Origin of the sequence: Flavobacterium melibiosi (assembly GCF_048158545.1) — a bacterium.
Lineage (GTDB): Bacteria > Bacteroidota > Bacteroidia > Flavobacteriales > Flavobacteriaceae > Flavobacterium > Flavobacterium melibiosi.
The window spans coordinates 210,651-237,320 of the sequence record NZ_JBLNKU010000005.1 but is presented as its reverse complement, the minus strand read 5'-3'; the positions used below and the strand labels follow the sequence as shown (position 1 = coordinate 237,320).

25 protein-coding genes are annotated in these 26,670 nt (G+C 34.0%); 9 read left to right on the top strand and 16 right to left on the bottom strand.

Features of this window, described 5'->3' with window-relative positions; all coding sequences use genetic code 11:
• Positions 1-68: 68 nt before the first annotated feature.
• Complete coding sequence (locus ACM55F_RS08510) at positions 69-761, bottom strand: SIR2 family NAD-dependent protein deacylase (protein WP_416853377.1); 693 nt, start codon at positions 759-761, stop codon at positions 69-71.
• 151 nt (positions 762-912) lie between these two features.
• Between ACM55F_RS08510 and ACM55F_RS08505 the strand changes: the two genes are divergently transcribed.
• Positions 913-1,575: a TrmH family RNA methyltransferase gene (locus tag ACM55F_RS08505; protein ID WP_416853376.1), complete on the top strand. Its 663-nt coding sequence runs from the start codon at positions 913-915 to the stop codon at positions 1,573-1,575.
• A 160-nt stretch (positions 1,576-1,735) separates the two neighbouring features.
• On the opposite strand, the gene ACM55F_RS08500 is transcribed toward ACM55F_RS08505, so the two are convergent.
• The 8 genes from ACM55F_RS08500 to ACM55F_RS08465 form a co-directional block, all read right to left on the bottom strand.
• The gene (locus ACM55F_RS08500) at positions 1,736-2,962 is read right to left on the bottom strand and encodes a sialidase family protein (protein ID WP_416853375.1); all 1,227 of its coding nucleotides are present in this window, start codon (positions 2,960-2,962) and stop codon (positions 1,736-1,738) included.
• A gap of 5 nt (positions 2,963-2,967) precedes the next feature.
• A complete protein-coding gene (locus ACM55F_RS08495; RefSeq protein ID WP_416853374.1) occupies positions 2,968-5,109 on the bottom strand; it encodes a TonB-dependent receptor in 2,142 nt (713 codons plus the stop codon).
• A 104-nt stretch (positions 5,110-5,213) separates the two neighbouring features.
• Positions 5,214-5,564, bottom strand: coding sequence for a hypothetical protein (locus ACM55F_RS08490; RefSeq protein WP_416853373.1), 351 nt, complete (start codon positions 5,562-5,564; stop codon positions 5,214-5,216).
• A gap of 170 nt (positions 5,565-5,734) precedes the next feature.
• Positions 5,735-9,079 carry a preprotein translocase subunit SecA gene (gene secA / locus ACM55F_RS08485; protein ID WP_416853372.1) on the bottom strand — a complete coding sequence of 1,115 codons (3,345 nt, stop codon included), beginning with the start codon at positions 9,077-9,079 and terminating at the stop codon, positions 5,735-5,737.
• Positions 9,080-9,163: 84 nt separating this feature from the next.
• On the bottom strand, positions 9,164-9,385 hold the full coding sequence (locus ACM55F_RS08480) for a DUF2795 domain-containing protein (RefSeq protein WP_007138072.1): 222 nt from the start codon (positions 9,383-9,385) through the stop codon (positions 9,164-9,166).
• A gap of 227 nt (positions 9,386-9,612) precedes the next feature.
• A complete protein-coding gene (locus ACM55F_RS08475; RefSeq protein ID WP_416853371.1) occupies positions 9,613-10,182 on the bottom strand; it encodes a cob(I)yrinic acid a,c-diamide adenosyltransferase in 570 nt (189 codons plus the stop codon).
• Positions 10,183-10,213: 31 nt separating this feature from the next.
• Positions 10,214-11,071 carry an ATP-grasp domain-containing protein gene (locus ACM55F_RS08470; RefSeq protein WP_416853370.1) on the bottom strand — a complete coding sequence of 286 codons (858 nt, stop codon included), beginning with the start codon at positions 11,069-11,071 and terminating at the stop codon, positions 10,214-10,216.
• Positions 11,072-11,202: 131 nt separating this feature from the next.
• Positions 11,203-11,889 carry an ABC transporter ATP-binding protein gene (locus ACM55F_RS08465; protein WP_416853369.1) on the bottom strand — a complete coding sequence of 229 codons (687 nt, stop codon included), beginning with the start codon at positions 11,887-11,889 and terminating at the stop codon, positions 11,203-11,205.
• Positions 11,890-12,274: 385 nt separating this feature from the next.
• Here ACM55F_RS08465 and ACM55F_RS08460 point away from each other — a divergent pair, with 385 nt between their 5' ends.
• Positions 12,275-12,952: a hypothetical protein gene (locus ACM55F_RS08460; RefSeq protein ID WP_416853368.1), complete on the top strand. Its 678-nt coding sequence runs from the start codon at positions 12,275-12,277 to the stop codon at positions 12,950-12,952.
• A gap of 66 nt (positions 12,953-13,018) precedes the next feature.
• Here ACM55F_RS08460 and ACM55F_RS08455 read toward each other — a convergent pair whose 3' ends face one another.
• Complete coding sequence (locus tag ACM55F_RS08455; RefSeq protein ID WP_416853367.1) at positions 13,019-13,819, bottom strand: O-methyltransferase; 801 nt, start codon at positions 13,817-13,819, stop codon at positions 13,019-13,021.
• A gap of 323 nt (positions 13,820-14,142) precedes the next feature.
• Here ACM55F_RS08455 and ACM55F_RS08450 point away from each other — a divergent pair, with 323 nt between their 5' ends.
• Both ACM55F_RS08450 and ACM55F_RS08445 read left to right on the top strand, forming a co-directional pair.
• Entirely contained in the window at positions 14,143-15,234 is a 1,092-nt protein-coding gene (locus ACM55F_RS08450; protein WP_416853366.1) for a PD-(D/E)XK nuclease family protein, read from the top strand.
• Positions 15,235-15,288: 54 nt separating this feature from the next.
• Positions 15,289-16,836, top strand: coding sequence for an SDR family NAD(P)-dependent oxidoreductase (locus tag ACM55F_RS08445; protein ID WP_416853365.1), 1,548 nt, complete (start codon positions 15,289-15,291; stop codon positions 16,834-16,836).
• 77 nt (positions 16,837-16,913) lie between these two features.
• Here ACM55F_RS08445 and ACM55F_RS08440 read toward each other — a convergent pair whose 3' ends face one another.
• Together ACM55F_RS08440 and ACM55F_RS08435 are read right to left on the bottom strand one after the other, a co-directional pair.
• Complete coding sequence (locus ACM55F_RS08440) at positions 16,914-17,252, bottom strand: HepT-like ribonuclease domain-containing protein (RefSeq protein ID WP_416853364.1); 339 nt, start codon at positions 17,250-17,252, stop codon at positions 16,914-16,916.
• Positions 17,242-17,544 carry a nucleotidyltransferase family protein gene (locus tag ACM55F_RS08435; RefSeq protein WP_143388175.1) on the bottom strand — a complete coding sequence of 101 codons (303 nt, stop codon included), beginning with the start codon at positions 17,542-17,544 and terminating at the stop codon, positions 17,242-17,244. Before ACM55F_RS08435 ends, ACM55F_RS08440 begins: the two co-directional genes overlap by 11 nt.
• Before the next feature lie 333 nt (positions 17,545-17,877).
• Here ACM55F_RS08435 and ACM55F_RS08430 point away from each other — a divergent pair, with 333 nt between their 5' ends.
• Positions 17,878-18,183, top strand: a complete 306-nt coding sequence (locus ACM55F_RS08430; RefSeq protein ID WP_416853363.1) for a hypothetical protein — start codon at positions 17,878-17,880, stop codon at positions 18,181-18,183.
• 237 nt (positions 18,184-18,420) lie between these two features.
• Here the strand turns inward: ACM55F_RS08430 and ACM55F_RS08425 are convergent, their stop codons facing one another.
• The 4 genes from ACM55F_RS08425 to ACM55F_RS08410 form a co-directional block, all read right to left on the bottom strand.
• Positions 18,421-18,918 (bottom strand): tetratricopeptide repeat protein, encoded by a 498-nt coding sequence (locus ACM55F_RS08425; protein ID WP_416853362.1) that lies wholly within the window; start codon positions 18,916-18,918, stop codon positions 18,421-18,423.
• A gap of 26 nt (positions 18,919-18,944) precedes the next feature.
• Positions 18,945-19,859 carry a serine hydrolase domain-containing protein gene (locus ACM55F_RS08420; protein ID WP_416853361.1) on the bottom strand — a complete coding sequence of 305 codons (915 nt, stop codon included), beginning with the start codon at positions 19,857-19,859 and terminating at the stop codon, positions 18,945-18,947.
• A 331-nt stretch (positions 19,860-20,190) separates the two neighbouring features.
• Positions 20,191-22,053, bottom strand: a complete 1,863-nt coding sequence (locus tag ACM55F_RS08415) for an ABC-F family ATP-binding cassette domain-containing protein (RefSeq protein ID WP_416853360.1) — start codon at positions 22,051-22,053, stop codon at positions 20,191-20,193.
• Positions 22,054-22,133: 80 nt separating this feature from the next.
• Positions 22,134-23,102, bottom strand: a complete 969-nt coding sequence (locus ACM55F_RS08410) for a T9SS C-terminal target domain-containing protein (RefSeq protein ID WP_416853359.1) — start codon at positions 23,100-23,102, stop codon at positions 22,134-22,136.
• 317 nt (positions 23,103-23,419) lie between these two features.
• On the opposite strand from ACM55F_RS08410, the gene ACM55F_RS08405 reads away from it, so the two are divergent.
• The 4 genes from ACM55F_RS08405 (at position 23,420) to ACM55F_RS08390 (ending at position 26,535) form a co-directional block, all read left to right on the top strand.
• Complete coding sequence (locus ACM55F_RS08405) at positions 23,420-23,662, top strand: hypothetical protein (RefSeq protein ID WP_416853358.1); 243 nt, start codon at positions 23,420-23,422, stop codon at positions 23,660-23,662.
• Entirely contained in the window at positions 23,662-23,952 is a 291-nt protein-coding gene (locus ACM55F_RS08400) for a type II toxin-antitoxin system RelE/ParE family toxin (protein ID WP_416853357.1), read from the top strand. Before ACM55F_RS08405 ends, ACM55F_RS08400 begins: the two co-directional genes overlap by 1 nt.
• Positions 23,953-23,955: 3 nt before the next feature.
• Positions 23,956-25,161, top strand: coding sequence for a glycosyltransferase family 2 protein (locus ACM55F_RS08395; protein WP_416853356.1), 1,206 nt, complete (start codon positions 23,956-23,958; stop codon positions 25,159-25,161).
• 84 nt (positions 25,162-25,245) lie between these two features.
• Positions 25,246-26,535 (top strand): dihydrolipoamide acetyltransferase family protein, encoded by a 1,290-nt coding sequence (locus ACM55F_RS08390; RefSeq protein WP_416853355.1) that lies wholly within the window; start codon positions 25,246-25,248, stop codon positions 26,533-26,535.
• Positions 26,536-26,670: the final 135 nt, after the last annotated feature.

Here is a 26,670-nt window from a genome sequence, read left to right as displayed (position 1 = left end):
TGTTTAGTTGTTTGTTCGAAAGGCACAAATATAAACCTTTCGAGACAAATTAGAAAACGAATGGTTTTTTAAATAAACTCTATAAGCTTCTTTTTTAGTATTTTCATTCCTTCGGATGCTACTTCTGGAATTACTTCCAATGGATTTCGGAGATTTGGAATTTTTACGGGTTTTGGATCAATATAAAAAATAGGCGTTTCCCGCGTTGTAAAATCAATTAATCCCGCCGCAGGATACACTTGTAATGAAGTCCCGATAACAGCAAAATAATCGGTACTTTGAGTGATTGTTATTGCCTGATCAAGAGCAGGAACTTCCTCTCCAAACCAAACAATATGAGGACGCAATTGATTTTTGTCGTCATCTAGATCACCAAAATTCAAATCACCCTGCCAATCCAGTATATAATTTGGATTTTTTGTACTTCTTACTTTTAATAATTCGCCGTGCAAATGCAAAACATTGGAACTTCCTGCACGTTCATGTAAATCATCTACATTTTGAGTAATGATGAAAACATCAAAGTGATTTTCTAATTCAGCGAGAATTTGATGGCCTAAATTAGGATGTACTTCTTTGAGTTGTTTTCGTCTTTGATTATAGAAATCCAACACTAAAGCCGGGTTTTTATGCCAGCCTTCCGGTGTTGCAACATCCATAACGTTATGTCCTTCCCAAAGTCCATCGCTGTCACGAAAAGTTTTTATGCCACTTTCGGCACTAATTCCTGCTCCGGTTAGGACTACTAGTTTCTTTTTCATGGAATTTTTTTTATTATTTTGTCATTTCGACGAAGGAGAAATCACATTTGTTGCTCTAGTTATGTGATTTCTCCTTCGTCGAAATGACAAAATTACTATATTTATTTTAAGCTAGTCTTTTTTAGTATTTTTGCCGAAAAAATAACCCGCAATGATTGATATCGATTACCTTAATTTTCTTGAAAATATCTTAACGGATAACCGCAAAGAAAAATTTCTGAAAGTATTGGAAAACAGAACCAAGCACTTTACTATTGTCGTTGAAGATATTTTCCAAATGCACAACACGAGTGCGGTGATGCGCAGTTGTGAGATTTTTGGAATTCAGGAATTGAACGTTATCGAGCAGCGTTACGGTAAAAGTATCGATAAAGAAATTGCAATGGGCGCTCAAAAATGGGTTGACATCAACACTTTCGACAGTATTACGAACTGCGTGGATACCTTAAAAAGTAAAGGGTATCAAATCATTGCTACCACACCACATGAAGATGATTGTTTGTTGGAAGATTTTGATATTTCGAAACCGAGTGCTTTATTTTTTGGAACAGAAAGAGACGGATTATCCGAAGAAATTTTACAACGCGCCGATGGTTTTCTCAAAATTCCCATGGTTGGTTTTACGGAGAGTTTAAATATATCGGTTTCGGCAGCCATCATTATTCAAAATTTGACGAATCGATTGCGAAACTCAAACATTGATTGGCATTTATCCGAAGAGGAAATTTTAGCAAAGCGTTTGGCTTGGGCCAAAAATTCCATAAAAGATATAAAACGAATTGAAGAACGGTATCTTGCTGAAAATGTAAAATAGGGATGTTTTTTAATAGAGCTTTAGTTTTAAATCATAGAAAAACCCTCAATTGCTCTCGTAATTGAGGGTTTTTTTATCTTTTTTGGAGTCTTTTTTAATTTATAGAATGCACTTTTCCAGAATGACTTTAATTTTAAAATCATTTATTGAAGTCGGGGATTTATATTGAATTAAGATCTACTATTTCATAGAAAACATTTTCATCGACTGATTGTTGGCTCCACGCTACAATAAATTGATTTTTATTGATTGCTTTGATAATAGGAAAACTGGAACTTTTGTCTTTTGGCGAAATGTATTTTGTTGATACAATTTCACCGTTCTTTTTTCGATGCTGTAACCCAATTTGCACGATTAAATTGTCGCCTTCGGTTACGGTTTCATCCCAGACAATCAGTACTTCTTTATTGTCTAATATTGTAATTTGTGGATGTTTTGCAGATCGTTTATCGCTGACAATATCTCTTGTGGAGAAGGTTTTTCCATAATCGGAAGAATTAGAATAGAAAACTCCCGATCCACCGCCAGAAGTGTACCAGGCAAAATGCAATCCGGTTTCATTTTCGGTCATTGTAGGTCCTGTATGAGGACAACCATTTATTTTCCAGTTGTCGGGACTAATGCGTTTAGGTACAGAAAATGTTTTCCCATTATCAGTAGAATAGGTAAGTACCATATCACGAATTTCATTGTTTATGATGTCTCTAAAAGCAGCATTAATAGTGCCGTTTTTACTGATAAACAAATCCGTTCGGCAGCATTGACAAGCGGTTTCTGCAATTAGTTTTTCGTTCTGGAAACCGGTAGTTCCTTTTGTTTCCGCGTAATAAAGTGTAGAGCCCTCGTCTTCGGTTTTACTTCTGTTATCCAACCAAATAATGGCAACTTCGCCGTTTGGAAGTAAATCAATATCAAAATAACGCTGGTCAATACTGGCAGTGTCTTTTACTAAAGGTTTTGCTTTTGTCCAGCTTTTTCCGTTATCAAACGATTGGGAATAATTAACCAATCCGCCGTATTTTTTCTTTTCGGAAGCATTATCAACTCCCCAAACAGCAATGATTTCGTTGTTGGGTTTGAAAATTATTTTAGGCGCATTCTCACCATGTAATTCAACCCCTTTACTGGACTGAATTTCTATTGGTGTCTGAAATTTTTTTTCATTGGAATTGAAAACTGCATAACAAAGAACAGTTTCCTTTTCTTTGGTTTCCTTTCCGAAACTCATTACCGGAGTTCCTTCTGAGTTTTTTGTTATAAACGGACAACTGGTCGTTGTGTTGGTTTCCGCCAAAATGGGTATTGGAGTTGTGTTTATGGTTTGTGAAGAAGCTTTTTTTATAGGAGTAATCAGCAAGATTGCCAATAAGATATAATTGATTTTCATGGTGATTATTTTTTATTTAAAGTAAAATGATATTGTAATCCAAACATAAAAGTACGAGGAGCAGCTGCAGTATAAGTTGATTTGTCGGTTGCATTATTGCCTCGCGACACATTATAAGCATATAATTTATCGGTAATGTTCATAATGTTGGTATAAAACTCAACGTTTTTCCATTGGTAGCCAATTCTTCCGTTAAAGACATTGTAACCATCATATTTTACGGTGTTGATTTGGTTTTGATAGTAGCTTGATACATATTGCCATTCGATAGAAGTTCTAAAGTTAGGCAACCATTTTGGGTAATAATTCAACTCTGAGTTTCCAACCCATTTTGGAGCTGAAGGCATTTCAAATCCGTCTAATCTTTGTAAGGCATCGGTTGGTTTATCACTTACTTTAAAGTCAATAAAAGTATGTTGTGCCGCTGTTCCGCCAATACGGATGGCAAATTGTTCAGAAGGTTTGTAGTTTACAGCAAACTCAATTCCTTTGTGACGGGTTTCGCCTGCCGATTGATAATCTGTTGAATTGTCGGGCTGGCGAATGTTTAATAATTCATTTTTGCCTTCCATATAATAGATGGCATACTCGAGATATAATTTGTTTTTAAGCAAACAAGACCAACCTCCAATTTCGTAGTTTTCAAACTTTGCAGATTCTAAATTATAATAAAACGCAGCTGGAACAGTTGTTGTTCCGGTACCCGGTTTTTTTCTAAAAATAGCGGTAACACTCGGAGGTGCAAATCCTTGAGCGTAATTACTGTAGAAGCCTATATTTTTGTTTAAATTGAAATTAATTCCGATTTTGTTTGTAAAACGATTGTACTTTTTTTCTCCTGTAGAATTATCCAAATGGTTTTCATAACTTAAATCCATTTGGTCATAACGACTTCCCAAAGTCAATTTTAATTGGTCTATTATGTTGAAACTATATTGTAAATAACCCGCCGAGTTTTTGATTTTCGCATCATAATCAGCTAGTTTAAGATCAGGTCTTTCAGCAAGAATTTGATAATTATTTACAGTTTCGTCTGCATTAAGATTGGCTTGTAAATCTATTTGATACGAACTATAATCATTAGGCGAATAGTCGTATAATGCACCAATAATTAGATTTGAATTTAAGAAATTAAATTTTTGGGAGTGTTGTGCCAAAATGCCATAACTCTTAAAGTTATTGGAGTTAATTTCGCCTCGAGCCGTAGTTTTTCCCGGCGTCCAGCGGATTCCATAGGAAGGATTTTGACCTAATTTATTATCCCTGTGAAAGACAGTCAAAAAAGAATTCCCGTTTTCATTCCAGTCTCGCTCTAAAGTCAATCGGGTGCGCAACGCATCGGATTTTCTATACGTAAAATCGGTAGTATTTTTGTAAGTTCGCTTGTAAAAAGCATCTTCATTCACGCTTCCGCTCATGTCGGAATAATATTTGCCAACCATCGTGTTGCTGATTAAGCGTGTTTTTGAATTAATGTTATAATCAATTCTTGCATTGAAGTTATCTTTGTTATAATCAGAAAAGGTCATCCAAGAATGATTTTGTTCACTGGATATTCCAGCAATATGAAACCCAAATTTTCCAACGGTTGCACCACCAGCTACCTGTAGCCGTTTGTATCCCCATTGGTCGGCTTGAAGACCAATTTTGAATTCCGGATTTACTGGTGGGTGAACAGAGATAAAATTAACAACTCCACCCACAGCTTCAGGACCATATAGAGATGAAACAGGTCCTTTTACCACCTCAATGCTTTGAAGGTTAAATTGGTTGATTTCCAACAGCGCATTGTGGTTGAAAACCCCCATTGGGCGAATTGGTAAGCCATCTTCTAAATATAAGTAGTAACTGTTGGTTGTCATCGGTTGTCGAATAGCCATGGAATGTTGCTCATTTCCTAAATTAACCATTAAAACACCGGGTGTTTTGTTTAGGATTTCATAAATAGCTGCAGGTTTAGTTTCATTAATTAATTTTTGAGATAATTTTGTTATGGCTACAGGAACTTCTTTTCGTAAAGTGGCACTTCGATTTGCTGTAACAATTACATTTTCAAGCACCTCAGTTATTATGGTGTCTTTTGTTGTTTTATCTTGCGCATAGGCAATTTGTCCAATGACCAAAAGGGCAATGAATATTGTTTTCATTTTAGGTTGTATAAATTATAATGTATTAGTTACGGTTTCATTGGCTTTAAGCCATGAAAAAAAACATTTCATTTGTGTTGAAATGGAAATGAACTAAAAAAATATTATACGAGTGGTGGATGAAAAATCGAAACAGAAACTGATTTTGGTTTTTCACAATAATGCGAAACCAACATTCTTGTTTTTTCGATTGTATTGATAGGAGTGAAGTTGTATTCTAAAGTTGTATGTGTGTAAACTAATTCTTGTTTTTCTGCTAAACGGCTAGAGGGTTCTTTTTCCTTTTCGGCGGCTTTTTTGAGTTGTTTTGCCAAATAACATTTACCGTTGCAGGTATTGTTTTTTACTTCTTTTTTGACACATAAGGTTTTTGTAATTTCATCCTGATTAACTTTAAAAGTCAAATAAATAATCCCGTTGCTAAACGAAGGAAGCAGTAAAATTGTTGAAATCAATATGGAATAAAAAAGTTTCAGAAGTTTATTGTTTTTTTATAGAACAAATTTACATCAAAAATAAGAGGAACTTAATGATAATTATCATTTAATAAAAAAATCCTCAACTATTTTTGTAATTGAGGATTTTAGTATTAGATTTCTTCTTCTTCGAAATGACAAAAAAGGAATTATTCATTCACAATAACCCATTCTCCGGAAGATAATAGACTTTCCGCTTTTTTGAACTTCATAGTTTCCGTTTTTCCGGTAGCTACTTGTTTAACAGTTACATTATCATTACGATTGATTTTTGGCATGTCTCTCACGATAGTTTCGGTTATTTGTCGTTGTTGCGTTTCTCCCGCTTCACGATTGGCACTTTCGCTATTTGGAATTTCGTCTTTACTCAATTTAAAGTCTTCTTTCTGACGAACTTCTTTTGCTTCTTGAATTTGCTGATTCTCTTGAGCCGGTAAATCACCTTTAAACAAGAATGAAATAACTTCTTTATTTACGTTGTCTAGCATTGCTCTAAACAAATTGAAAGCTTCCAGTTTGTAAATAAGCAAAGGATCTTTTTGTTCGTGAACAGCAAGTTGAACCGATTGTTTCAACTCATCCATTTTACGTAAGTGTTTTTTCCAAGCTTCATCTACAATAGACAAAGTGATATTTTTCTCAAAATCAGCAACGAGTTGCGCACCTTCAGTATCGTATGCTTTTTTCAAATCAGTGACAACATTCAAGGTTTTGATTCCATCAGTAAATGGAACTACAATACGCTCAAATTGGTTGTTTTTATCTTCGTAAACACTTTTTATAATAGGAAATGCTTCTCTTGCACTTCTTTCTGTTTTTTCAGTATAGAATTCAAGCGTAGCTTTGTATACTTTACCTGTCAATTCCATTTCACTCAATTTCAAAAACTCACTTTCGGTAACCGGAGAAGTGATAGAGAAATAGCGTATCAATTCGAATTCAAAGTTTTTGAAATTATTTGTTGCTTTGTTTTCGTCAATAATCAACTCACAAGTATCATAAAGCATGTTAGCGATATCTAATTTCAATCGCTCTCCAAACAAGGCATGACGACGACGTTTGTAAATTACTTCACGTTGTGCATTCATTACATCATCATATTCCAGTAAACGTTTACGAACTCCAAAATTGTTTTCTTCTACTTTTTTCTGAGCACGCTCGATAGATTTAGTCATCATAGAATGCTGAATCACTTCACCTTCCTGTAATCCCATTCTGTCCATAACTTTAGCAACTCTTTCAGAACCAAATAAACGCATTAGGTTGTCTTCAAGAGAAACGTAAAATTGAGAACTTCCCGGGTCACCTTGACGTCCTGCACGACCACGTAGCTGACGGTCAACACGACGGGAATCATGACGTTCCGTTCCTACAATTGCCAGTCCACCTGCCGCTTTTACTTCAGCAGATAATTTGATATCGGTACCACGACCAGCCATGTTAGTAGCAATTGTCACAACACCAGATTTTCCTGCTTCTTCAACAATTTGAGCTTCTTGTTTGTGCATTTTTGCATTCAATACATTATGCGTAACACCTCTCATTTTTAACATTCGGCTTAGTAATTCCGAAATCTCAACTGAAGTTGTTCCAATTAATACTGGTCTTCCTGCTTTTGATAACTCGGTTACATCTTCGATTACGGCATTGAATTTTTCACGAGTCGTTTTATAAATAAAATCCTCTTTGTCTTTTCTTGCCATTCCTCTGTTAGTAGGAATTTCAACAACGTCTAATTTATATATTTGCCATAACTCACCCGCTTCAGTTACTGCTGTTCCAGTCATACCGCCTAATTTGCTGTACATTCTGAAATAGTTTTGTAAAGTTACTGTTGCAAATGTTTGTGTTGCAGCTTCAATTTTTACATTTTCTTTGGCTTCAATGGCTTGGTGCAATCCATCAGAATAACGACGACCATCCATGATACGACCCGTTTGCTCATCAACAATCATGATTTTGTTGTCCATGATTACATATTCAACATCTTTTTCGAATAATGCATATGCTTTCAAAAGTTGCGTCAAAGTATGAATACGCTCACTTTTTATACCGAAATCTTGGAATAATTTTTCTTTTTCTTCTGCCTCCCCGTCTTTATCCAGTTTTTTCTTTTCGATAGCTGCAATTTCAGTTCCAATATCCGGAAGTACAAAAAAGTCTGGATCCGTATCTCCTGAAAGGAATTTTATTCCATTATCAGTCAATTCAACCTGGTTGTTTTTTTCTTCAATTACAAAATACAAGGCTTCATCAATCTTATGCATTTCGCGATTGTTATCCTGCATGTATTGATTCTCCGTTTTTTGAAGCAATTGTTTGATTCCTTCTTCACTTAAAAACTTGATTAAAGCTTTATTTTTAGGTAAACTTCTGTAGGCTCTCAATAATAAGAATCCGCCTTCTTTAGTATTTCCTTCTTTGATTAATTTTTTTGCTTCAGATAAGAAACCGTTAGCCAATTGACGTTGTAAACTAACTAAGTTTTCAATTTTTGGTTTCATTTCCATGAATTCATGGCGATCTCCTTGAGGAACTGGTCCTGAAATAATCAATGGTGTTCTTGCATCATCAATCAAAACAGAATCGACCTCATCGACAATTGCATAATTGTGTTTTCTTTGAACCAAATCCTCTGGCGAATGGGCCATATTATCTCTTAAATAGTCAAAACCAAATTCGTTGTTGGTTCCGTAAGTGATATCAGCATCATAGGCTTTTTTTCTTCCTTCTGAACTTGGTTGATAATTGTCAATACATTCAACAGTTAAACCATGAAATTCGAATAAAGGCGCTTTCCATGTGCTGTCACGTTTTGCCAAATAATCATTCACAGTTACCAAATGCACTCCGTTTCCGGTTAACGCATTTAAATAAAGAGGTAATGTTGCTACTAATGTTTTTCCTTCACCCGTTTGCATTTCAGCAACTTTTCCTTCATGCAAAACCATTCCTCCAATTAATTGTACATCATAGTGGATCATGTCCCAAGTAATTTCTTTACCGGCAGCACTCCAAGAATTCGCCCAGATAGCATTGTCGCCATCTAAGGTGATGTAGCTTTTAACAGCTGAAAGTTCACGATCTTTTGCAGTTGCAGTTACAACGATTTGAGTGTTTTCTTTAAATCGTCTTGCTGTTTCTTTCACAACGGCAAACGCTTCAGGAAGAATTTCCATCAACGTTTTTTCAGAGATATCGTAAGCTTCTTTTTCCAATGCATCAATAGCGATATAAATATCTTCTCTTTTATCAATATCCTGAATGCTTTCCACTTCTTGCTTTAACGCAGTGATTTTGGCATCTTTTTCAGCGCGATCTTGTTTTATTTTATCTTTGAAAAATACGGTACGTGCTCTAAGTTCATCATTAGATAGTGACATTAGAGGATTTTCAAAAGTTTTAATTTTGTTGAGATAGGGTTGTAAAGCTTTGACATCTTTTTGAGATTTATCTCCAACAAAGACTTTAATGATACTGTTTATAAAACTCATAATATGTTTTTATTTCTGTTTGTGTAATTCTGTAAATTTAAACAAAAAAAAAGCCTCTTTTGAGACTTTTTCTTGGTTTACTTTTTAATATTCATCCTCATTCCAAAGATAATCTTCGTCTGTAGGATAATCTGGCCAAATTTCTTCCATTGATTCATATATCTCGCCTTCATCCTCTATAGATTGAAGGTTTTCTACTACTTCTAATGGAGCTCCTGCTCTAATAGCGTAGTCAATAAGTTCGTCTTTGTTAGCAGGCCACGGGGCATCGCTTAAATACGATGCTAATTCTAATGTCCAATACATCTGTTGTCGATTTAGTTTTGTGCAAAAATAAATTTTTTACTGAAAAAGACAAGTAAAAAATGATTTATTTTTAATTAAAGTTAAGAACGTTTTAAATATTGCTGATTTTTAATTTAAGATTAACGATTTTTGATTTAAAAAAAGATGGTATTTAAATCTTTTAATCAATATTATTCAATCTATAAATATGAATCTATAAGTTTAAAAAAAATCTGATATTAAAAATCTTATTTCCTCGGGATCCATTGAACTTCCGCAGCGTTCAAATCATGAGACAACTTTCGTGCCAACACAAAAAGATAGTCAGAAAGTCGGTTTAGGTACTTGATTGCAATTTCAGCAACGGGTTCGTTGTGGCTTAAATGGACTGCTAAACGCTCTGCTCTGCGACAAACACAGCGTGCTATATGACAATATGACACGGTTGTATGCCCGCCGGGAAGTACAAAATGAGTCATTGGCGGCAATGCTTCTTCCATAGCGTCAATTTCATTTTCCAATAATTCAATATCAGATTCTATAATGCCCAGTTTTTTTAAACGCAATTCACCGTTTTTCAGGACTTCCTTTTCTGGAGGTGTAGCCAATATGGCACCCACGGTAAAAAGTCGATCTTGAATTTCGATAAGGATTTCTTTATAATGACTATTCATTTCCTGATCCCGAATCAGACCAATATGGGAATTTAATTCGTCAACGGTTCCATAACTTTCAATTCGGGCATGGTCTTTTGGGACTCTGGTTCCGCCAAAAAGTGCTGTTGTTCCTTTATCTCCAGTCTTTGTATATACTTTCATCTACCGTTTATTTGATTAAAAAAAAACAAATTTAGGGTATTAATTCCACTATTGCTGCAACAAATCGTTCCAGTGAATTTTTACTTAGATTGAAATATAAATCAGGCTCGATGCATTCAATTTCCATTAAATAGAGTTCGTCCTCAATCAGTATTCCGTCTACACGGGCATACAGTAAATTCTCTGGGAATGTATCAACAATTTTTTGCGCTTTTTCAATTAGTTCCTGACTTGGTTGAACTAAATTGTACTTTCCTCCAAATAACGACTGTACTCTAAAATCGCCATCAACGGGTTTTTTATTTACCGCGTGGGAGAATTTTTTATTGAAAAAGATAAATGAAGTTTCGCCCAACGTTTGAATCTCGGGCATGAATTCCTGTAATAGCAATTCTTTCTCCGAAGCTATACTTTTATATTTTTGACTTATTGCTTGAATTTCCGATATTTCAAAAACTTCAGTGAGATAGGAGCCCGCAGAAAATGCTGGTTTTATTACGACTTTTTTCCAGTGCGAAGGAATTAGCTCAGCAAGATTAAGATTATCTGTTTTGTCAATAAAAACGGTTGGCAAAATTGTGATTCCTTGCTGCTCCATTTCGCGCAAATAAAACTTATGTATGTTTTGCTTGATTACTGCAATGGGGTTAAGCGTTTTGATTCCCAACTCTTCTATTTGGTCGAGCCAAATTTTAAACTCGGTTTCTTTCTCAAAATAATCCCAAGTATTGCGAAAAATTAAATAGTCGAAATCAGTCCAATCAATGGTTTTGTCATTCCAAATAGCGGCGCTGGCTTCTATATTATGTTTGGCCAATGCAGGGATTATTTTTTGATCTTCGGGATTTAAATTGGGAAGTTTTTCGCAGGTAAGTATAGCGATTTTCATTTTTTGGTAGGTGTTATTTGGAATTTTAAACGCAATCGTAATTTGGATTTTCTAGCCCGGATAAAAGAGATACAAGCGGATAGCCGGACACGAGCGAAGCGAACTGACGAAGTAAATAGCTCCTGAAAAAACTATTTAGAGGTGTCGCTTTCTATAAGTCCGTCACGCAAACGTATGATTCTATGTGCATAAGCAGCGATTTCCTCTTCGTGTGTTACCAGAATTACGGTATTTCCATTGGCGTGTATGTCTCCAAAAAGTTTCATGATTTCAAGCGAAGTCTTACTGTCCAGATTTCCCGTAGGTTCATCAGCTAGAATAATAGAAGGTTTGTTGACTAAAGCGCGCGCAATAGCCACACGTTGTCTTTGTCCACCTGAAAGTTGGTTGGGTTGGTGATCCATTCTGTCGGCAAGATTTACTTGTTCCAAAACTTCAGTAGCGCGTTTGTTTCTATCTGATTTAGAAAAACCGGCGTAAATCATGGGTAAAGCCACATTGTCTAATGCGGTTGTTCGGGGTAAAAGGTTGAAAGTCTGGAAAACAAATCCTATTTCTTTATTGCGAATTTCAGCTAATTCATCATCTTTCATCTGACTGACATCTTTTCCGTTCAGAATGTAATTTCCGGAAGTTGGGGTGTCCAAACAGCCTAATAAATTCATTAACGTTGATTTTCCGGATCCTGAAGGTCCCATTAATGCCACATATTCGCCTTTATTTATTTCTAAATCAATGCCTTTTAGGACATAAACAATTTCATTTCCAAGTACAAAATCTCGTTTGATATTGGTTATTTTTATTAGCGGGTTTGCCATTAGAATGTATGATTTTTAACCTTCGACTGCGCGTAGGGTACTATTAAGTTTTAGATTTTAAAAGTACAAAAGACTTTTCAATTATTAATAAGTAGTCATTTTTTAAATTTGTTACAATTTTTTAGCTCAATTTAATTAACCCTAAAAATCAAATTCCATATTTAGTTTTGACTTATTTTCTAAAAACAGCATGAAGAGGTTTTGTTTATACATAAAATAGAGATATGTTATTTTACATAATTTTAATCTCAGTTTGTATAATTCACACTTTTTGTATTTTTATATCACAATTATTTTAATTAGTTTCATAATTTTTGGTTATTTATTGAATATAGTGTTGTGGGAGTTATATTTGCTTGTATAATATTTAATAAAACAAGTAATTATGAAAAATACAAAATTGATGTTAGGTTTAGCGGTAATCGCTTTAGGATTTACAGCTTGTAAAGATGAAAAAGCTGTTGAAGCGGAGAAAAAAGTTGATACTTATGTAATGTATGTAGATTCATTAGGTAATGTTACCGCAGAAGATGCTAGAGAAAACTGGGAAGGAATTGAAGCGACTTATCAATTAAGAAGTGGAGATGCTCAAGCAGCTTTAGCAAACATGAAAGACAATGCTGCTGCGCAGGAACGTCTTGATGCAGCAAATGCTAAATATGAAGCTTTGAAGGCTAAAATTCAAGCTGAAAAAGAAGCTGAGCAACCAACTGCTGATGTAACAGTAAGCTCAAAACAGCAATTAAGAAATGCTTTATTTGGTCAAGGTAAAGTTGGAGATGATATGAGTTTTGCTTGGGTAAACAAAGACAATATACATAGTGTTTACCAACAATTCATCCATACTGCTGAAGATAATAAAGATAGTTATTCACGTGAAGACTGGGATGAAATTAAACTAATGTATGAAGCACTTGACAGCAGAAAAAACACTGTTGAAAAAGAAGGGCTTTCGTCTGAAGATAACAGAAAAATTGCTGGTTTAAAATTCAAATTTGCTCCAATGTTGAAAGTAAATAGAATGGGCGCAAAATCAGCTGAAATGAAAGAAGCTAAAGAATAAGGAATTACTAATTCAATCAATATTTGAAGAGATGATAGCCAGTAATGGCTGTCATTTTTTTTTGCGTTAAACGCGAATTACAAAATGTTCTTTGGGCTGTTCTCTTCTAAAAAATACCAATCCCCACTGAAAAGTATCAATGGTAACGGTCACTTTTGGATGGGTTTTTATGATTTCCCAAGCTTCCTCCATTTCTGGCGACCAATGGATGTCATCGAATATCCAAACGGTTTCGTTAGTAATCGTAGAAAGTAATAATTCGAAATAGTCTACCGTCGCTTTCTTGGAGTGATTGCCGTCGAAATAAATGAGTTTAAAGTTTAAAGTTTGAAGTTTACTCAAATAAGCGTTGAATTCGGTTACGATTGAATTTATATTGGTTAAACCAAATTGTTTAAATTGGTTTTGAGCTTGTTTTGCCGTTTCCGGACAACCTTCTAAAGTGATTATTTTTGCTGTTGAATTACCTAATGAAAGCGCAGCGGTTGCTAATCCTAATGAAGTACCAATTTCTAAAATAGATTGCTTCGCCTGTTCGCTATCGCTCGGGTCTGGCTGCAAATAACTCGTAATTCTAAATAATAGTTCGGCGCGTTTTGGAGCAATTCCCGCAGTTTTTGCAATTTTGGAGATTACTCTTGTGTTGGACTTGAACACTTTCGAACCTGCGCCAAAATCAGTTACTTCAATAGTATTGTTGTTTTCTAAAAGTGATTTTCTGTAATTCCTTAGAATTGCATATTCGGGTTTTGATTTTTTGTCATAAAAGCATTTGGTCAATAAAGTAAATACAAACGGTGAATGTACTGCATGCTCATTTTTTGAGTGCCAAAGGAATTGTAAGTACGATTTTATTTGGAATAACATAGAGACATTTGCAAAGTAGGGGCGAAGATACAAAAAAGGAGTAAGTAGTACGGAATGAATAATCTGCGTGAATCTGTAAAATCTGCGTGAAAAATATAGGCACGCAGATTTTGCAGATTTATGCAGATTCTAAAGTTAAAATATTTTAAAAGTTAATTCACTTACAGATTAAACACGGTTAATTCCTAAAGCGTATGCCTTGGTAATTAGTAATAATTCAGGTATTACACGAATCATTTCATGCTAAATACTATTCACTTTAAATAGTATATTTGCACCCTTGGAATTAATAGATTTTTTTAATAATAAAGACAAACTTACCAATGAATATTTTTAGAATTTTATCATCAAATGACGGTTCAATAAATGAGCCTAATGTAAGTTCGTTTTTAGCATATTTGCTTGACCCAAATGAGGATCACGGTTTTTCATGCCTTTTATTGCAAAGTTTTTTAAATAAAGTTTTAACGATTGATAATGAGTTTCTTAAAAACATACAGTTTGGAGGTAAGATAACAGATTTATCTAAATATTCAGGATATTCGATTAATATTTTGCCTGAGCTGACAGTAAATATTGAAAGTAAAAAAAAGAGACGCGATATAGATATTGTCTTGGAGATTATTGAAGATAAATCAAAAGAAATTTTATATGCAATATGTTTGGAAAATAAAATTACAGATTTATCAATTAGCAAAAATGATTCACAATTAGAAGATGAATTAATTGGTTTAGAAGTATATTATAATGAAATGGGCTTAAAACCTGAGATTTATGTCATTTATCTAACGCCTAAACCATCTTATATCGCTAAACAATCGTTTGATAAGTTAGAATATAAAAGGAAATGTCATTTGTTTTGGAATAAAGAAGATGACTCCGTTTTTAATATGTTACTTAAAATATTTACAGATGAAAATAATGGATTAATTGATCCAATCAATAACCAATCATCTTACTTGATAAAATCATTTCTTTCGTTTATAAATACAGATTTTAAAAGCTATATTGAAGAGAAAAAGGAAAAATTAGAAAAGAAAAATTATGGAAAACCTGTAATCGATCTTTTAAATGATTTTGCCAATACCTTAAATTTTGAAGAAGAATATCAACTTGAAGAGATCAAGAAGAATTTTTCAAGTTATGTAAAAATCTACACAGAAAAGGATTTGGTTAAAAGGACTAGAGATGCTCATATAAGTCTTTCAATTGTTAATGAAAAAAATAGAGGACATTACGGAGTGAAAAAACCGGATGATAATCGTAAGAATGTTTTTTATTACGCAGATAAATCTAAGAAGTGGTTGAAGAGATTCAAATTAGAAAAGCCTATTGATATTGAGATATTTTTCAATGATGAGGGGGAAATTAAGCATGTAAATTCAGATGAATTGAGAATTAAAAACTTAGAATAATTTTTATTTTGAATTTATAATTTACACCAAGAATAATATTCATTTTTTACGATAATGATTGAACAAATAGAACATAAAAGTGCCATAAGCTCGGAAGAAATTGACCGATGCATCGCTATTTTGGCACAATTGAATACGGATACAGACCAAATATTTGATATCCCAAAAGAACAAAGAACAGCTTTAATCAAAGCGGCAGGAATGTTTTCCAGACCGGATCGTGACGAACTTTCCCGTAGAAAAAAGGACGGAAAGCTAGCAATCAAACGGAAAATGGAAAAGCGCGACAGAACCGCCCGCAAGGAAACTGGAATCCGTCATGCCCGCGAAGCGAGTGTTTTTGTGGCACCAAAACTATTGGCTATGAACCATCTCGCTCTCAAAGAACAATTAGAATTGGAAACTCCCAGAAATTGTTATGTATGTAAAACGGAATTTACTAAAATGCACCACTTTTATGATACGATGTGTACAGATTGTGGCGATTTTAATTATGCCAAACGTTTTCAAACTGCAGATGTAAACGGACAAGTTGCCGTTATTACAGGTTCTCGTCTGAAAATTGGCTATCATATTACTTTGATGCTGTTGCGGGGTGGAGCAACAGTTATTGCGACGACTCGTTTTCCGGTGGATTCGGCCTTGCGTTTTTCTAAGGAAGATGATTTTATGGATTGGGGACATCGCTTAAAAATTCACGGATTGGATTTACGACATATTCCCAGTGTGGAGATTTTTTGTAACTTTATTGAGCAAAAATACGAGCGTTTGGATATCTTGATCAATAATGCGGCACAAACCGTGAGACGCCCCGCCGGATTCTATACCCATTTAATGGAAAATGAAGAACTTCCTATAACTTCTTTGCCGCTACAAGCGCAAGAACTATTACTGGATCATACCAATTGTTTGGATGAATTAAAAGTATTGACATCTGGAGCTTCTTCAAATCAAAATATGCCGGTGACTTGGCACGGACCGGAACCTGGAATTGGGTTGCGGGCTTCCGCCAAATTATCCCAGATTCCGTATTCGTTTGATAATGCGCTGGTGGCAAATGAAGTTTTTCCGGAAGGAGAACTTGACGCCGATTTGCAGCAAGTGGATTTAAGAAAAACAAACAGCTGGCGTTTGCGATTGGGACAAATAGAAACGACGGAGATGATCGAAGTGCAGCTGGTGAATTCGGTGGCGCCTTTTGTATTGTGTAACCGCCTTTCGGAAGTGATGAAGAAAGACAACACTGGACAAAAACACATCATCAACGTTTCGGCTATGGAAGGGAAGTTTCATCGCTTTTTTAAGGAAGACCGCCATCCGCATACTAATATGGCCAAAGCCGCTTTGAATATGCTGACCCATACTTCTTCAGGAACTTTGGCGAAAGACGGGATTTTTATGAATGCGGTAGATACGGGTTGGGTAACCGACGAAGATCCGGCAGAATTAGCCAAAAGAAAACAGGAAGAAGAAGATTTCCAACCGCCATTAGACATTGTTGATGGTGCGGCGCGAGTTATGGATCCGTTGTTTGACGGTATCAATACTGGAAAACATTGGTGTGGGAAGTTCTTGAAAGATTACAATCCGATTCCTTGGTAGGAATTATTTATTTATAAAATTAAAAACCACAACAAAATCTAATTTTGTTGTGGTTTTTTCTTGTGGGTTAAGGTTTTCTATTCCCCTAGCATTTTTTCGACTTCTTTTTGTAGAATGGGTAAATGTCGAATTACAATTCCCCAAATCACCTCGTCAGAAACCGAATCATAACCATGAATTATTCTATTTCTAACATCCACTATTTTTCTGGAGTTCGAAATAATGATTTCGCTATCTTCTTTTAAAATTCGATTCATTGCTTCGCCAATTATTTCAATATTCCTTTCAACAGCTCTTTTAGTCCTTAAATCATTTTCATAAACTATAAATTCTTTTGGTAGATCAATAAAATAACTTTCGATTTCATTAATTGAACTTAAAATATCATAAAGCCAAGTTTTAATGTTATTGTCCATAAATCAGTTGTTTGTTTTGATTTATAGTTTTTCTGAAATAAGGATTTTTAATAGCTTTTTCTTCAAGCAAATCAATTTGTCTTTTTAATATGGTTTCTAATGAGAATTTTAAATCATAATAATTATCGGCATAATCTAAAACATCTAACGGTTGAAATTCAACGATTAGGTCAATGTCACTTTCGTTATTGAATTTTTCAGTCAAAACAGAACCAAATGCATACAATGACTTAACATTATGCATTTTGCATAATTTAGTTATATCCTCGGTATGGCTTTCTATTGCATTCATGTTTTAAATAGTATAATTCAAAAATACGCAAAATAATTCATACTCTCAAGTAATTCATGATACTGGGATTTTTGACTACACGAATTTCAACCGCTATTTTGTTACTCGACTTTGTTGGTATGGATTGTAAATCAGGACTACCCAATAATTTATGAAATTTTTAGAGTTTTAAATGAGGTTCAAAACCGTTTTATTAATTAGTTTTGTTGTAAATTAATAATTTAGGGGCTGTTATTATGCAGTTTTCTTTATATTAGTATCTTTAATATAGAATTCAATAAATATAAAAGTTTAAACATTATCTAATTTAACCACATTTTAATTTTAAATACTATGGTAATAGAGTATAAAGGGGAACAAAACGGAATTCCGACAAAATTTACTGTAAGAATCATCGGAAATAATATATCGAAAACGAGTTCGAATTACCAAATTGATTTATTGGTAGGAGACAAAAAATTGCCGACTTTTAAAACATTAATCCATAAGAGTTTGGCTAATTGTTTGAAAGAGATTTACTTGTTCCGAAAATACAACGGTATCAAGTTTGATGCTTCTTCAGAAATAGTAGCGCCTAAAGTAACCCTTTACGATTCGATTTTATATAATTATCACAAGAAGACCTTGTTTTTGGCGTAAACCATTACATAGGCTACGAGTTTATAAAACAAAAACCACAACAGATATTAGATTTTGTTGTGGTTTTTTGCTTTATTGTTTTGTTGCCCATTGTTAGGGCGCAAAGTCAGAGATATTTGCGCAGCTTAACCGAGAACTATTGTAAACTTCGAAGAGGGGGGACCCGCACGTACGGTGGTGTGAGAGGCGCAGTCCGTCAGTTATTGGCGGACCCGTCTACTCGATTAGCCGTAGTTATTATTTTTTCAACATTTCATCAATTTTATTAACCATATCTTTTGCGTTTGTATTTCCTGAATACATATCAAATGATTTTTGATAATTCTGTTTTGATAATTCTAATTGTCCATTTGCAAAATACGCTTCGGCTACACAATCATAAGCATTTGAAGAATTTGGATTTTCTTTTACGTTAAATTCAAAAACTTTAATTGCGTCTTTTAAATTTTCATTATTCATCAAATTATATCCAATCGTAATTAATCTGTTTTCGAAGTTTCGTGTCGGATTTTGGTTTTTTATTGTATCATAATTTTTCACTGCTTTTTCAAAATCATTTTTATAAAAATCAGATGTGATTTTTTCATCTGCTAATAAATTACTGTCCAATAATTTTTCATCAACTATACCAGCAATATGGTCAATTACTTGTTCTTCTACATTATAATTTTTATAGCCATTTGATAAAAATATAATAGTCAAATCATTATCAATAAATTTTCTAAAAGCTGTCATATTTCCACCACTAAAACCAAATGATTTTATTTTGTTTCGTATATTCCCCAACCGTAAAGAAAGTTGTCTTTCGTGTTTTTAAACTGAAATGGGCTCCATATTGAATTTTTTGTTGCTGGATTTAAAAGAATATTTTCATCTAATCTTTCATTCCAAGCTATAAATTCTTTCAATGTAATATTCAAACCACTTCCTGAATTATGAATTTTACCGTGATCAGCATTAAATCTTTCATATTTATTCTTTTTAAAATCAAAGAGATGATGAATAACTCTATCAGGAATGGATTCTGAAGAATTTGCTGAGAAAATAACTCCCTTTTTTGCAGAAGGGAATTGATTTTTTAATACATAATCTTCAAATGTTGATCCAAATGTTTTCTCAATAATTTTTGTAAGTAAGCAATAATTGGTTTGATTGTAACTGTAATAATCCCCAGTTTCAAACTCCATTGGTTTTTTGCATAACCGCGACCATTTTTCACTTTCATCTAAAGAATACGGAATGTCTTCAAATTTTACAATATCTGGTAAACCTGATGAATGTGTTATTAGATTTTTGAGTTTAACATCTTGCCATTCTTCAGGAAGATTATCCAAATATTTAGCAATTTTATCTTCTAATGATAATTTGTTTTTCTCAATAAGTTGAAAAACAGCAACCGCTGAAATCAATTTGGTAGTGGAATATAATCTAAAAATGCTGTTTTCATTTACAAGCGTATTTTCTTCTATTGAACTTTTTCCATAATATTTCTCGTAGATAACTTTTCCATTTTTTATAACTGCAACTGCTGAACCTGGAATTTCATTAACTTCAATAATTTCTTTTAGATAATTGTCTATTTTTTGTTTTAAATTGTTTTTTGAATTCTTCGCTTTTTGACTAAAACAGGAAATAGTTAAACATAGTAAACTTATAATTAAAATTGATTTCTTCATTTTTTTGATTGGTTTTTCTATGCACGATTTTTTTATAATTACGGCTAACTTGTTTATAGGTCTGACAAAATCATCCCAATCTACCCAAAATTGGGTGGCTTGGTCTGACAAACATCAGGCTTTATTTCTCTCAAAAATATATAAAATAAACTACAAAACATCAAATGGACTTTTAATTTGCTCTAATTTTTCTTACGAATTTATAATCACTTTTTTGCTTTAAATAACAACACCCACAACAGAATCTCATTCTGTTGTGGGTGTTGTTTAGAATATTATTTGAAGAAAGTGTTTCATGCTGCAAACTGCGACTGAACACTGAATACTAATTCTATCCCTCTATCTTCGCACTCAACTCAAACCATCGTTCTTCTTTCTCTTCAATTTTATTGATGATGTTTTTCAATTCGTTGGCTTTCTTTTCAATGTCAGCTTCGGCAATTTTTCCATCCGAGAATAATTGTTCGATAGTTGCTTTCTGAATTTCTAAATCTTTTATTTCTCGTTCCGTTTTTTGGAATTCTTTTTGCTCGTTGAACGTAAGGTTTCCAGTTGGATTGTTTTGTTTCCAGTCTTTCTTATCTGCTTTATTTTCCTCTTTTTGAGCCACATCAGCACTGTCTTCGTAGGCTCTAAAATCAGAATAATTTCCAGGAAAATCTTCCACCACACCATCACCTCTAAAAATGAATAAGTGATCCACAATTTTATCCATGAAATACCTGTCGTGAGAAACTACAACTAAGCATCCAGGATAATCCAAAAGGAAGCTTTCCAAAACATTCAGTGTCACAATATCCAAATCATTGGTAGGCTCATCCAGAATCAAGAAGTTTGGATTCTGAATCAAAACCGTACACAAGTACAAACGTTTCAATTCTCCACCACTCAAACGATCGACAAAATCGTATTGTTTTTTAGCATCAAACAAGAAACGCTCCAATAATTGTGAAGCCGAAATCAATTTTCCTTTCATCAACGGAATGAATTCTCCGTATTCCTTAATCACATCAATCACACGCTGACCCGGTTTTGGGTTAATTCCGCTTTGTGTATAGTAACCTACTTTTATCGTTTCACCTATGACTACTTTTCCTCCATCAAGCGGTAAAGTTCCAGTCAAAAGATTCAAGAAAGTCGATTTTCCGGTTCCATTCTTTCCAATGATTCCAATGCGTTCACCACGTTGAAAATCAAAACTGAAATTATCCATGATCACATGGTCTTTGAATTTTTTGGAAATTTTGTGAAGCTCGATAATCTTGCTTCCCATACGTTCCATATTAATTTCCAGCTCTACTTTATTTTCACGACGGCGACTTTGCGCTTTTTCCTTAATGTCATAAAAATCATCCTGACGCGATTTCGATTTGGTCGTTCTCGCTTTTGGCTGGCGGCGCATCCATTCTAATTCTTTCACGAAAAGATTCTGCGCTTTATCCACACTAGAATTCTCGGATGCGATGCGTTCCTCTTTTTTCTCTAAATAATACGAGTAATTTCCTTTATATTGGTATAATTTTCCGTTGTCTAATTCGATGATTTCGTTACAAACACGCTCCAAAAAGAAACGGTCGTGCGTCACCATAAACAATGTAATATTTTCTTTGGCAAAATAACTTTCCAGCCATTCGATCATCTCTAAATCCAAGTGATTCGTAGGTTCATCCAGAATCAATAAATCAGGACGATTAATCAAAATGATAGCCAGCGACAACCTTTTTTTCTGTCCACCCGAAAGATTTTTTACTTTCAGTTTGAAATCTTCCAACTTCAGTTTGAACAAAATTTGCTTGTACTGCGTTTCAAAATCCCATGCATTGTGCTGATCCATTCCGTCAAAAGCTTTTTGGTAGGCTTCCTCATCTTCAGGATTTTCTAATGCTTTTTCATACGCCTCAATCACTTTCAAAGTCTCATTATCTGATGCGAAAATGCTTTCTTCAATGGTCAATTCGTCTTGCAAATTATTATTTTGCGAAAGGAAAGCCATTTTTATGCCTTTTCTTAGTACTACTTGTCCGGTATCAGATTCTTCTAAACCATTAATAATACTCATAATGGTCGTTTTTCCAGAGCCATTTTTGGCTATGAAGGCAATTTTTTGGTCTTTATTGATTCCAAAAGAAATATTTTCAAAAAGTGTTCTTTCTCCAAAAGATTTCGAGATATTTTCAACTGATAAGTAATTCACAGGGCTAAATTTTTTGCAAAAGTAAGCTATTAAATGTCCATTTGCCAATAGTTTAGTTGATTCTAAGATTTCATTAACAATTATTGTTTCAGATGATTGATTAGAAACATACTTAAATCAAATTCATGCAACTGCTGTGGGATATTTATAATCGGTTTTCTGACGAAATTTTCATTGGTAAGATAATAATGAAGGCCGTCTTGCGTACTGATACCTTCCATCTGATGAAACGGAAGTAAAATTTTGATTTTCCTTTTATTTCCAGAAAAGAAACCGGAATCATTGTAGTCGTAAAACAGATAAATAAATGGAGATAAAATGGTATTGTAGCCACAAAGAACAAGCAGCTTTTTTTCAGCGAGATACGTTGCTGAGGTAATCAATCCTTTCACATTATAGGATTCTTTTAATTGTGCTATATGGTGGCCGGGAATTTTTGGAATCACATAAACACTGGTTCTTTTTTCTTTCCATTGTTTGGTAAACAAGTAAATGTTGTCTCCGGAAACAATAAAAGCTTCACAATCAAAATTGGTTGCGTTGGACTTGGTTTTTGTAAAATCCGTTTGATTAGAATACGAAAACGAAAGCGTATCAATTTTTTGGTTGTTCTGCGAAAGCGATTGTTTTTCAAGCCGTAAAATATGGAGATCTTTTCTATTTCCGGAGGCATTATTTCCGAAATCACCAATATAAAAATAAAGACTGTCTTGCGAAATTTCTTCCCAGTCGGTATTAGTTACATTTTTCAGTTGAATTTTATTTTGAATAACACCTTTGGTATCAATAGCATAAAGAGCTGTATCAGTGTCGTCATTACTGGTCCATAGCAGCGTATCGCTTTGTATTAAACTGGAAGTTTCTTTCAGAATTGCATCTAATTTAACGGAATATTTTGGTTTAATTTTTACCGAAGAATAGTCACAACTTCCGTCATTGATAGTAGCAGCTGGATTGTAGTTTTTAGAAAGAGGATCGGTACAACCCAAAATTTGAGCCTCCGCAGTAATAATAGAAAACAAGAATAATAAGAAGAATATCTTTTTCAATGAATTAAAATTAGAATCGTTAGTAGCTTTTATTTGTCAAAAGTAATTGATTCTAAGAATTAAAATTAGAATTTGGAGCGAATGATTTGGGTTTTATTTGGAGACATCGTTCTCGCTTTTCGTTGCAATCTTTCTCGTCCTGAACTTGTTTCAGGATCCTGAAACAAGTTCAGGACGAGAAAGGATTTTCACTTCAAACGAAGTTCACTGAACTCCCATGAAAATATAAGTTTAGTGAAGTAATCGGGGCTAAGGAGAAACATGTTTTTTGATTTTCAGTAAAATATCGTAAATTTGAGTAGTTAAAAATTTGTATCATGAAAACAGAAACCTTAAAAATCAACATCACGCAGAGAATTTTGAACATTAATGACAATAAAATTCTTAGTAAAATAGCGAAACTTCTTGATGAAGAAAATATTGTTGGTTATGATACAGAAGGAAACCCAATATCTGAAAAAGAATATACAAAGGACATTCATGAGGCTTTGCATCAATTGAGTGAAGGAAAGTTAGAAACCTATTCGAGTGAAGAAGTCCGAAAAAAGATTTTAGATTAATGAAAGTGCTTTGGAGTAAAAAAGCATCAAATGAATTAGAAGCTATTTATAAGTACATAAAAAAAGAAAGTCCTCAAAATGCCATTTTAGTATTTAATGAAATTTATGATTTGGCAAATTCTCTGTTGAATTTTCCTTATAAATTTCCGGTTGAGCCAATAATTAATATCGAAAAAGTTAGATTTGCAACCATTTGGAGTTTTAAAATTATCTATTCTGCAGAGAAAGAAAGTGTTGTGATTTTGAGAGTTTTCAATACGAAACAAAATCCCAAAAAACTAAAACAATAAGCTTTGCAACTATCCGTCATCATTCTCAATTACAACGTTCGCTATTTTTTGGAACAATGTGTTTTAAGCGTTCAAAGTGCGTTAGAAACCATTGACAGTGAAATAATTGTAATCGATAATAATTCTTCCGATAATAGTTGTGCAATGATGAAGCAACGTTTTCCAAACGTAAAACTCATTCAAAATAATGAAAATTTAGGTTTTCCAAAAGGCAATAATGTAGGAGTTGCTCAAGCTCAAGGGGAGTACATATGTATTCTTAATCCTGATACTGTTGTCGCTGAAGATACATTTGCTAAAGTGTTGGCTTTCGCAAAATCGCTTCTTTCTTCGCAATTAAGCGATTCAATGGGTATTGTAGGGTGTAAACTCATTGATGGAACCGGAAATTTTCTGCCGGAAAGCAAACGTGGCGTTCCAACTCCCTGGGTGGCTTTTACTAAAATTACAGCTTTATATAAATTATTTCCCAAAGCAAGATTATTTGGTAAATATTACGCGCAACATTTAAAGGAAAGCGAAACGGGAAAAGTTGATATTCTTGTTGGCGCTTTTATGTTCATGAAACGAGATTTGTTTCTTGAAGCAGGAGGATTTGATGAAGATTGTTTCATGTACTCCGATGACATTGATTTATCGTATCGATTTTTGCAAAAAGGGAAATCTAATTATTATTTCCATGAAACCTCAGTTATCCACTATAAAGGGGAAAGTACAATTAAAGATGAGACTTATATGAAGCGTTTTCAGAAAGCGATGCATTTCTTTTATAAAAAGCATTTTAGTACTGACGGTCCGGGATCGATTTTTTTTAGCATTTTTATGAAAGTAGGAATTGTCTTTTTTTCTTTTGTGAAAATGTTTCAAGGGAAGCCCAGCATAATAATCCCTCCAAAATCATATCTGCTTTATTCTTGTTCGGAAAAATTAGTAGAGAAATTGGCTTTGGTTTTACAAAAAAAAGTTGCATTTCACGATTTAAAAACAGAAAAAATGGTAATTTCGTCTTCGATTAAAATAGGGAATGAAACCGAAATAATTCTGGATAACGAATTCGTTTCTTTCAAAGAAAGTATCGCAATTCTCGAATCTTCAAGGAATAAGTCCCGAAGCGTCGGGATTACCTTTAAAATTATACCAAAAAATGCTAACTTTTTAATTGGAAGTAATAATAGTAACGAAAGGGGTCAGATTATAAAATTAGAGTGAAAAATTACATTAAATGTAATTTATATTCAAAATATTTAGTAATTTCGCAAACTGAAAATCAAAATCACCTTTTAGGTTAACAATATGGCAAGATTTGAATTAAAGCTTCCAAAAATGGGAGAAAGCGTTGCAGAAGCGACCATTACAAATTGGTTGAAACAAGTTGGAGACAAAATTGAAGCCGATGAAGCGGTACTTGAAATTGCTACTGATAAAGTAGACAGTGAAGTGCCTAGCGAAGTTTCGGGTATTTTAGTGGAACAACTGTTCGGTAAAGATGATTTAGTTCAGGTAGGGCAAACTATTGCTATTATTGAAACTGATAGCGCGGCTGTAGAAGAAATTGCAGCTCCGGTTGCCGTTGCCGCAATTGAAAAAACAGTTGATGCAGCTAAAGAAGCGGTTGCTGTTCCAGCAGATTTCTCAAATTCCGAAAAATTCTTGTCGCCTTTGGTTAAAAATATAGCCAAAGAAGAAGGTGTTTCGGTTGCCGAATTAGAGTCGATTTCTGGAACTGGTAAAGATGGAAGAGTTACTAAAAATGATATTTTAGAGTACGTAAAAAATAGAACAAGCCAGCCTGTAGTTTCGACTCCGGTTGCAGCAGTTCAAAAAGCAACTTCAGCTCCAGTTGCTCAAAAAGCAGCTCCGGTATCTTTAAGTGGTGGTGATGAAATCATAGAAATGGACAGAATGCGCAAGCTAATTGCGGGTTATATGGTCGCTTCGGTACAAACATCGGCTCACGTACAATCATTTATTGAAGTGGATGTGACGAATATTGTAAAATGGAGAGAGAAAAATAAAGTTACTTTCGAAAAAAGAGAAGGGGAGAAATTGACTTACACGCCGATTTTTATGGAAGCAGTTGCTAAGGCACTGAAAGATTTCCCTGGAATGAATATTTCTGTAGATGGTGATTTTATTATCAAAAAGAAAAACATTAACCTTGGAATGGCGGCTTCATTGCCAAACGGAAACTTAATTGTTCCAGTAATTAAAAATGCGGATCAACTGAATTTAGTTGGAATGGCAAAAGCGGTCAACGATTTAGGAGGTCGTGCTAAAATGGGGAAACTAAAACCAGATGATACACAAGGCGGAACGTATACGGTTACGAATGTGGGGACTTTTGGAAGTGTTTTTGGTACGCCGATCATTAATCAGCCGCAAGTGGGGATTTTAGCTCTTGGAGCAATCCGTAAAATGCCGGCAGTAATTGAAACTCCAGAAGGAGACTTTATCGGGATTCGTCAAAAAATGTTCTTATCGCACAGCTATGATCATAGAGTAGTTGATGGAGCATTAGGAGGTAGTTTTGTAAAAAGAGTCGCTGAATACTTAGAAACTTTTGATGTAAACAGAGATGTTTAAAAGTTTATAATTACTATAAAAACCCGATTGATTTTTAAAAATCAATCGGGTTTTCTTTTTTTGAGGTTTTTTGGAACTTTAAACGTTGAACTTTAAGCCAAATTAAACCCAAATTTCTATATTTGTATCCACACA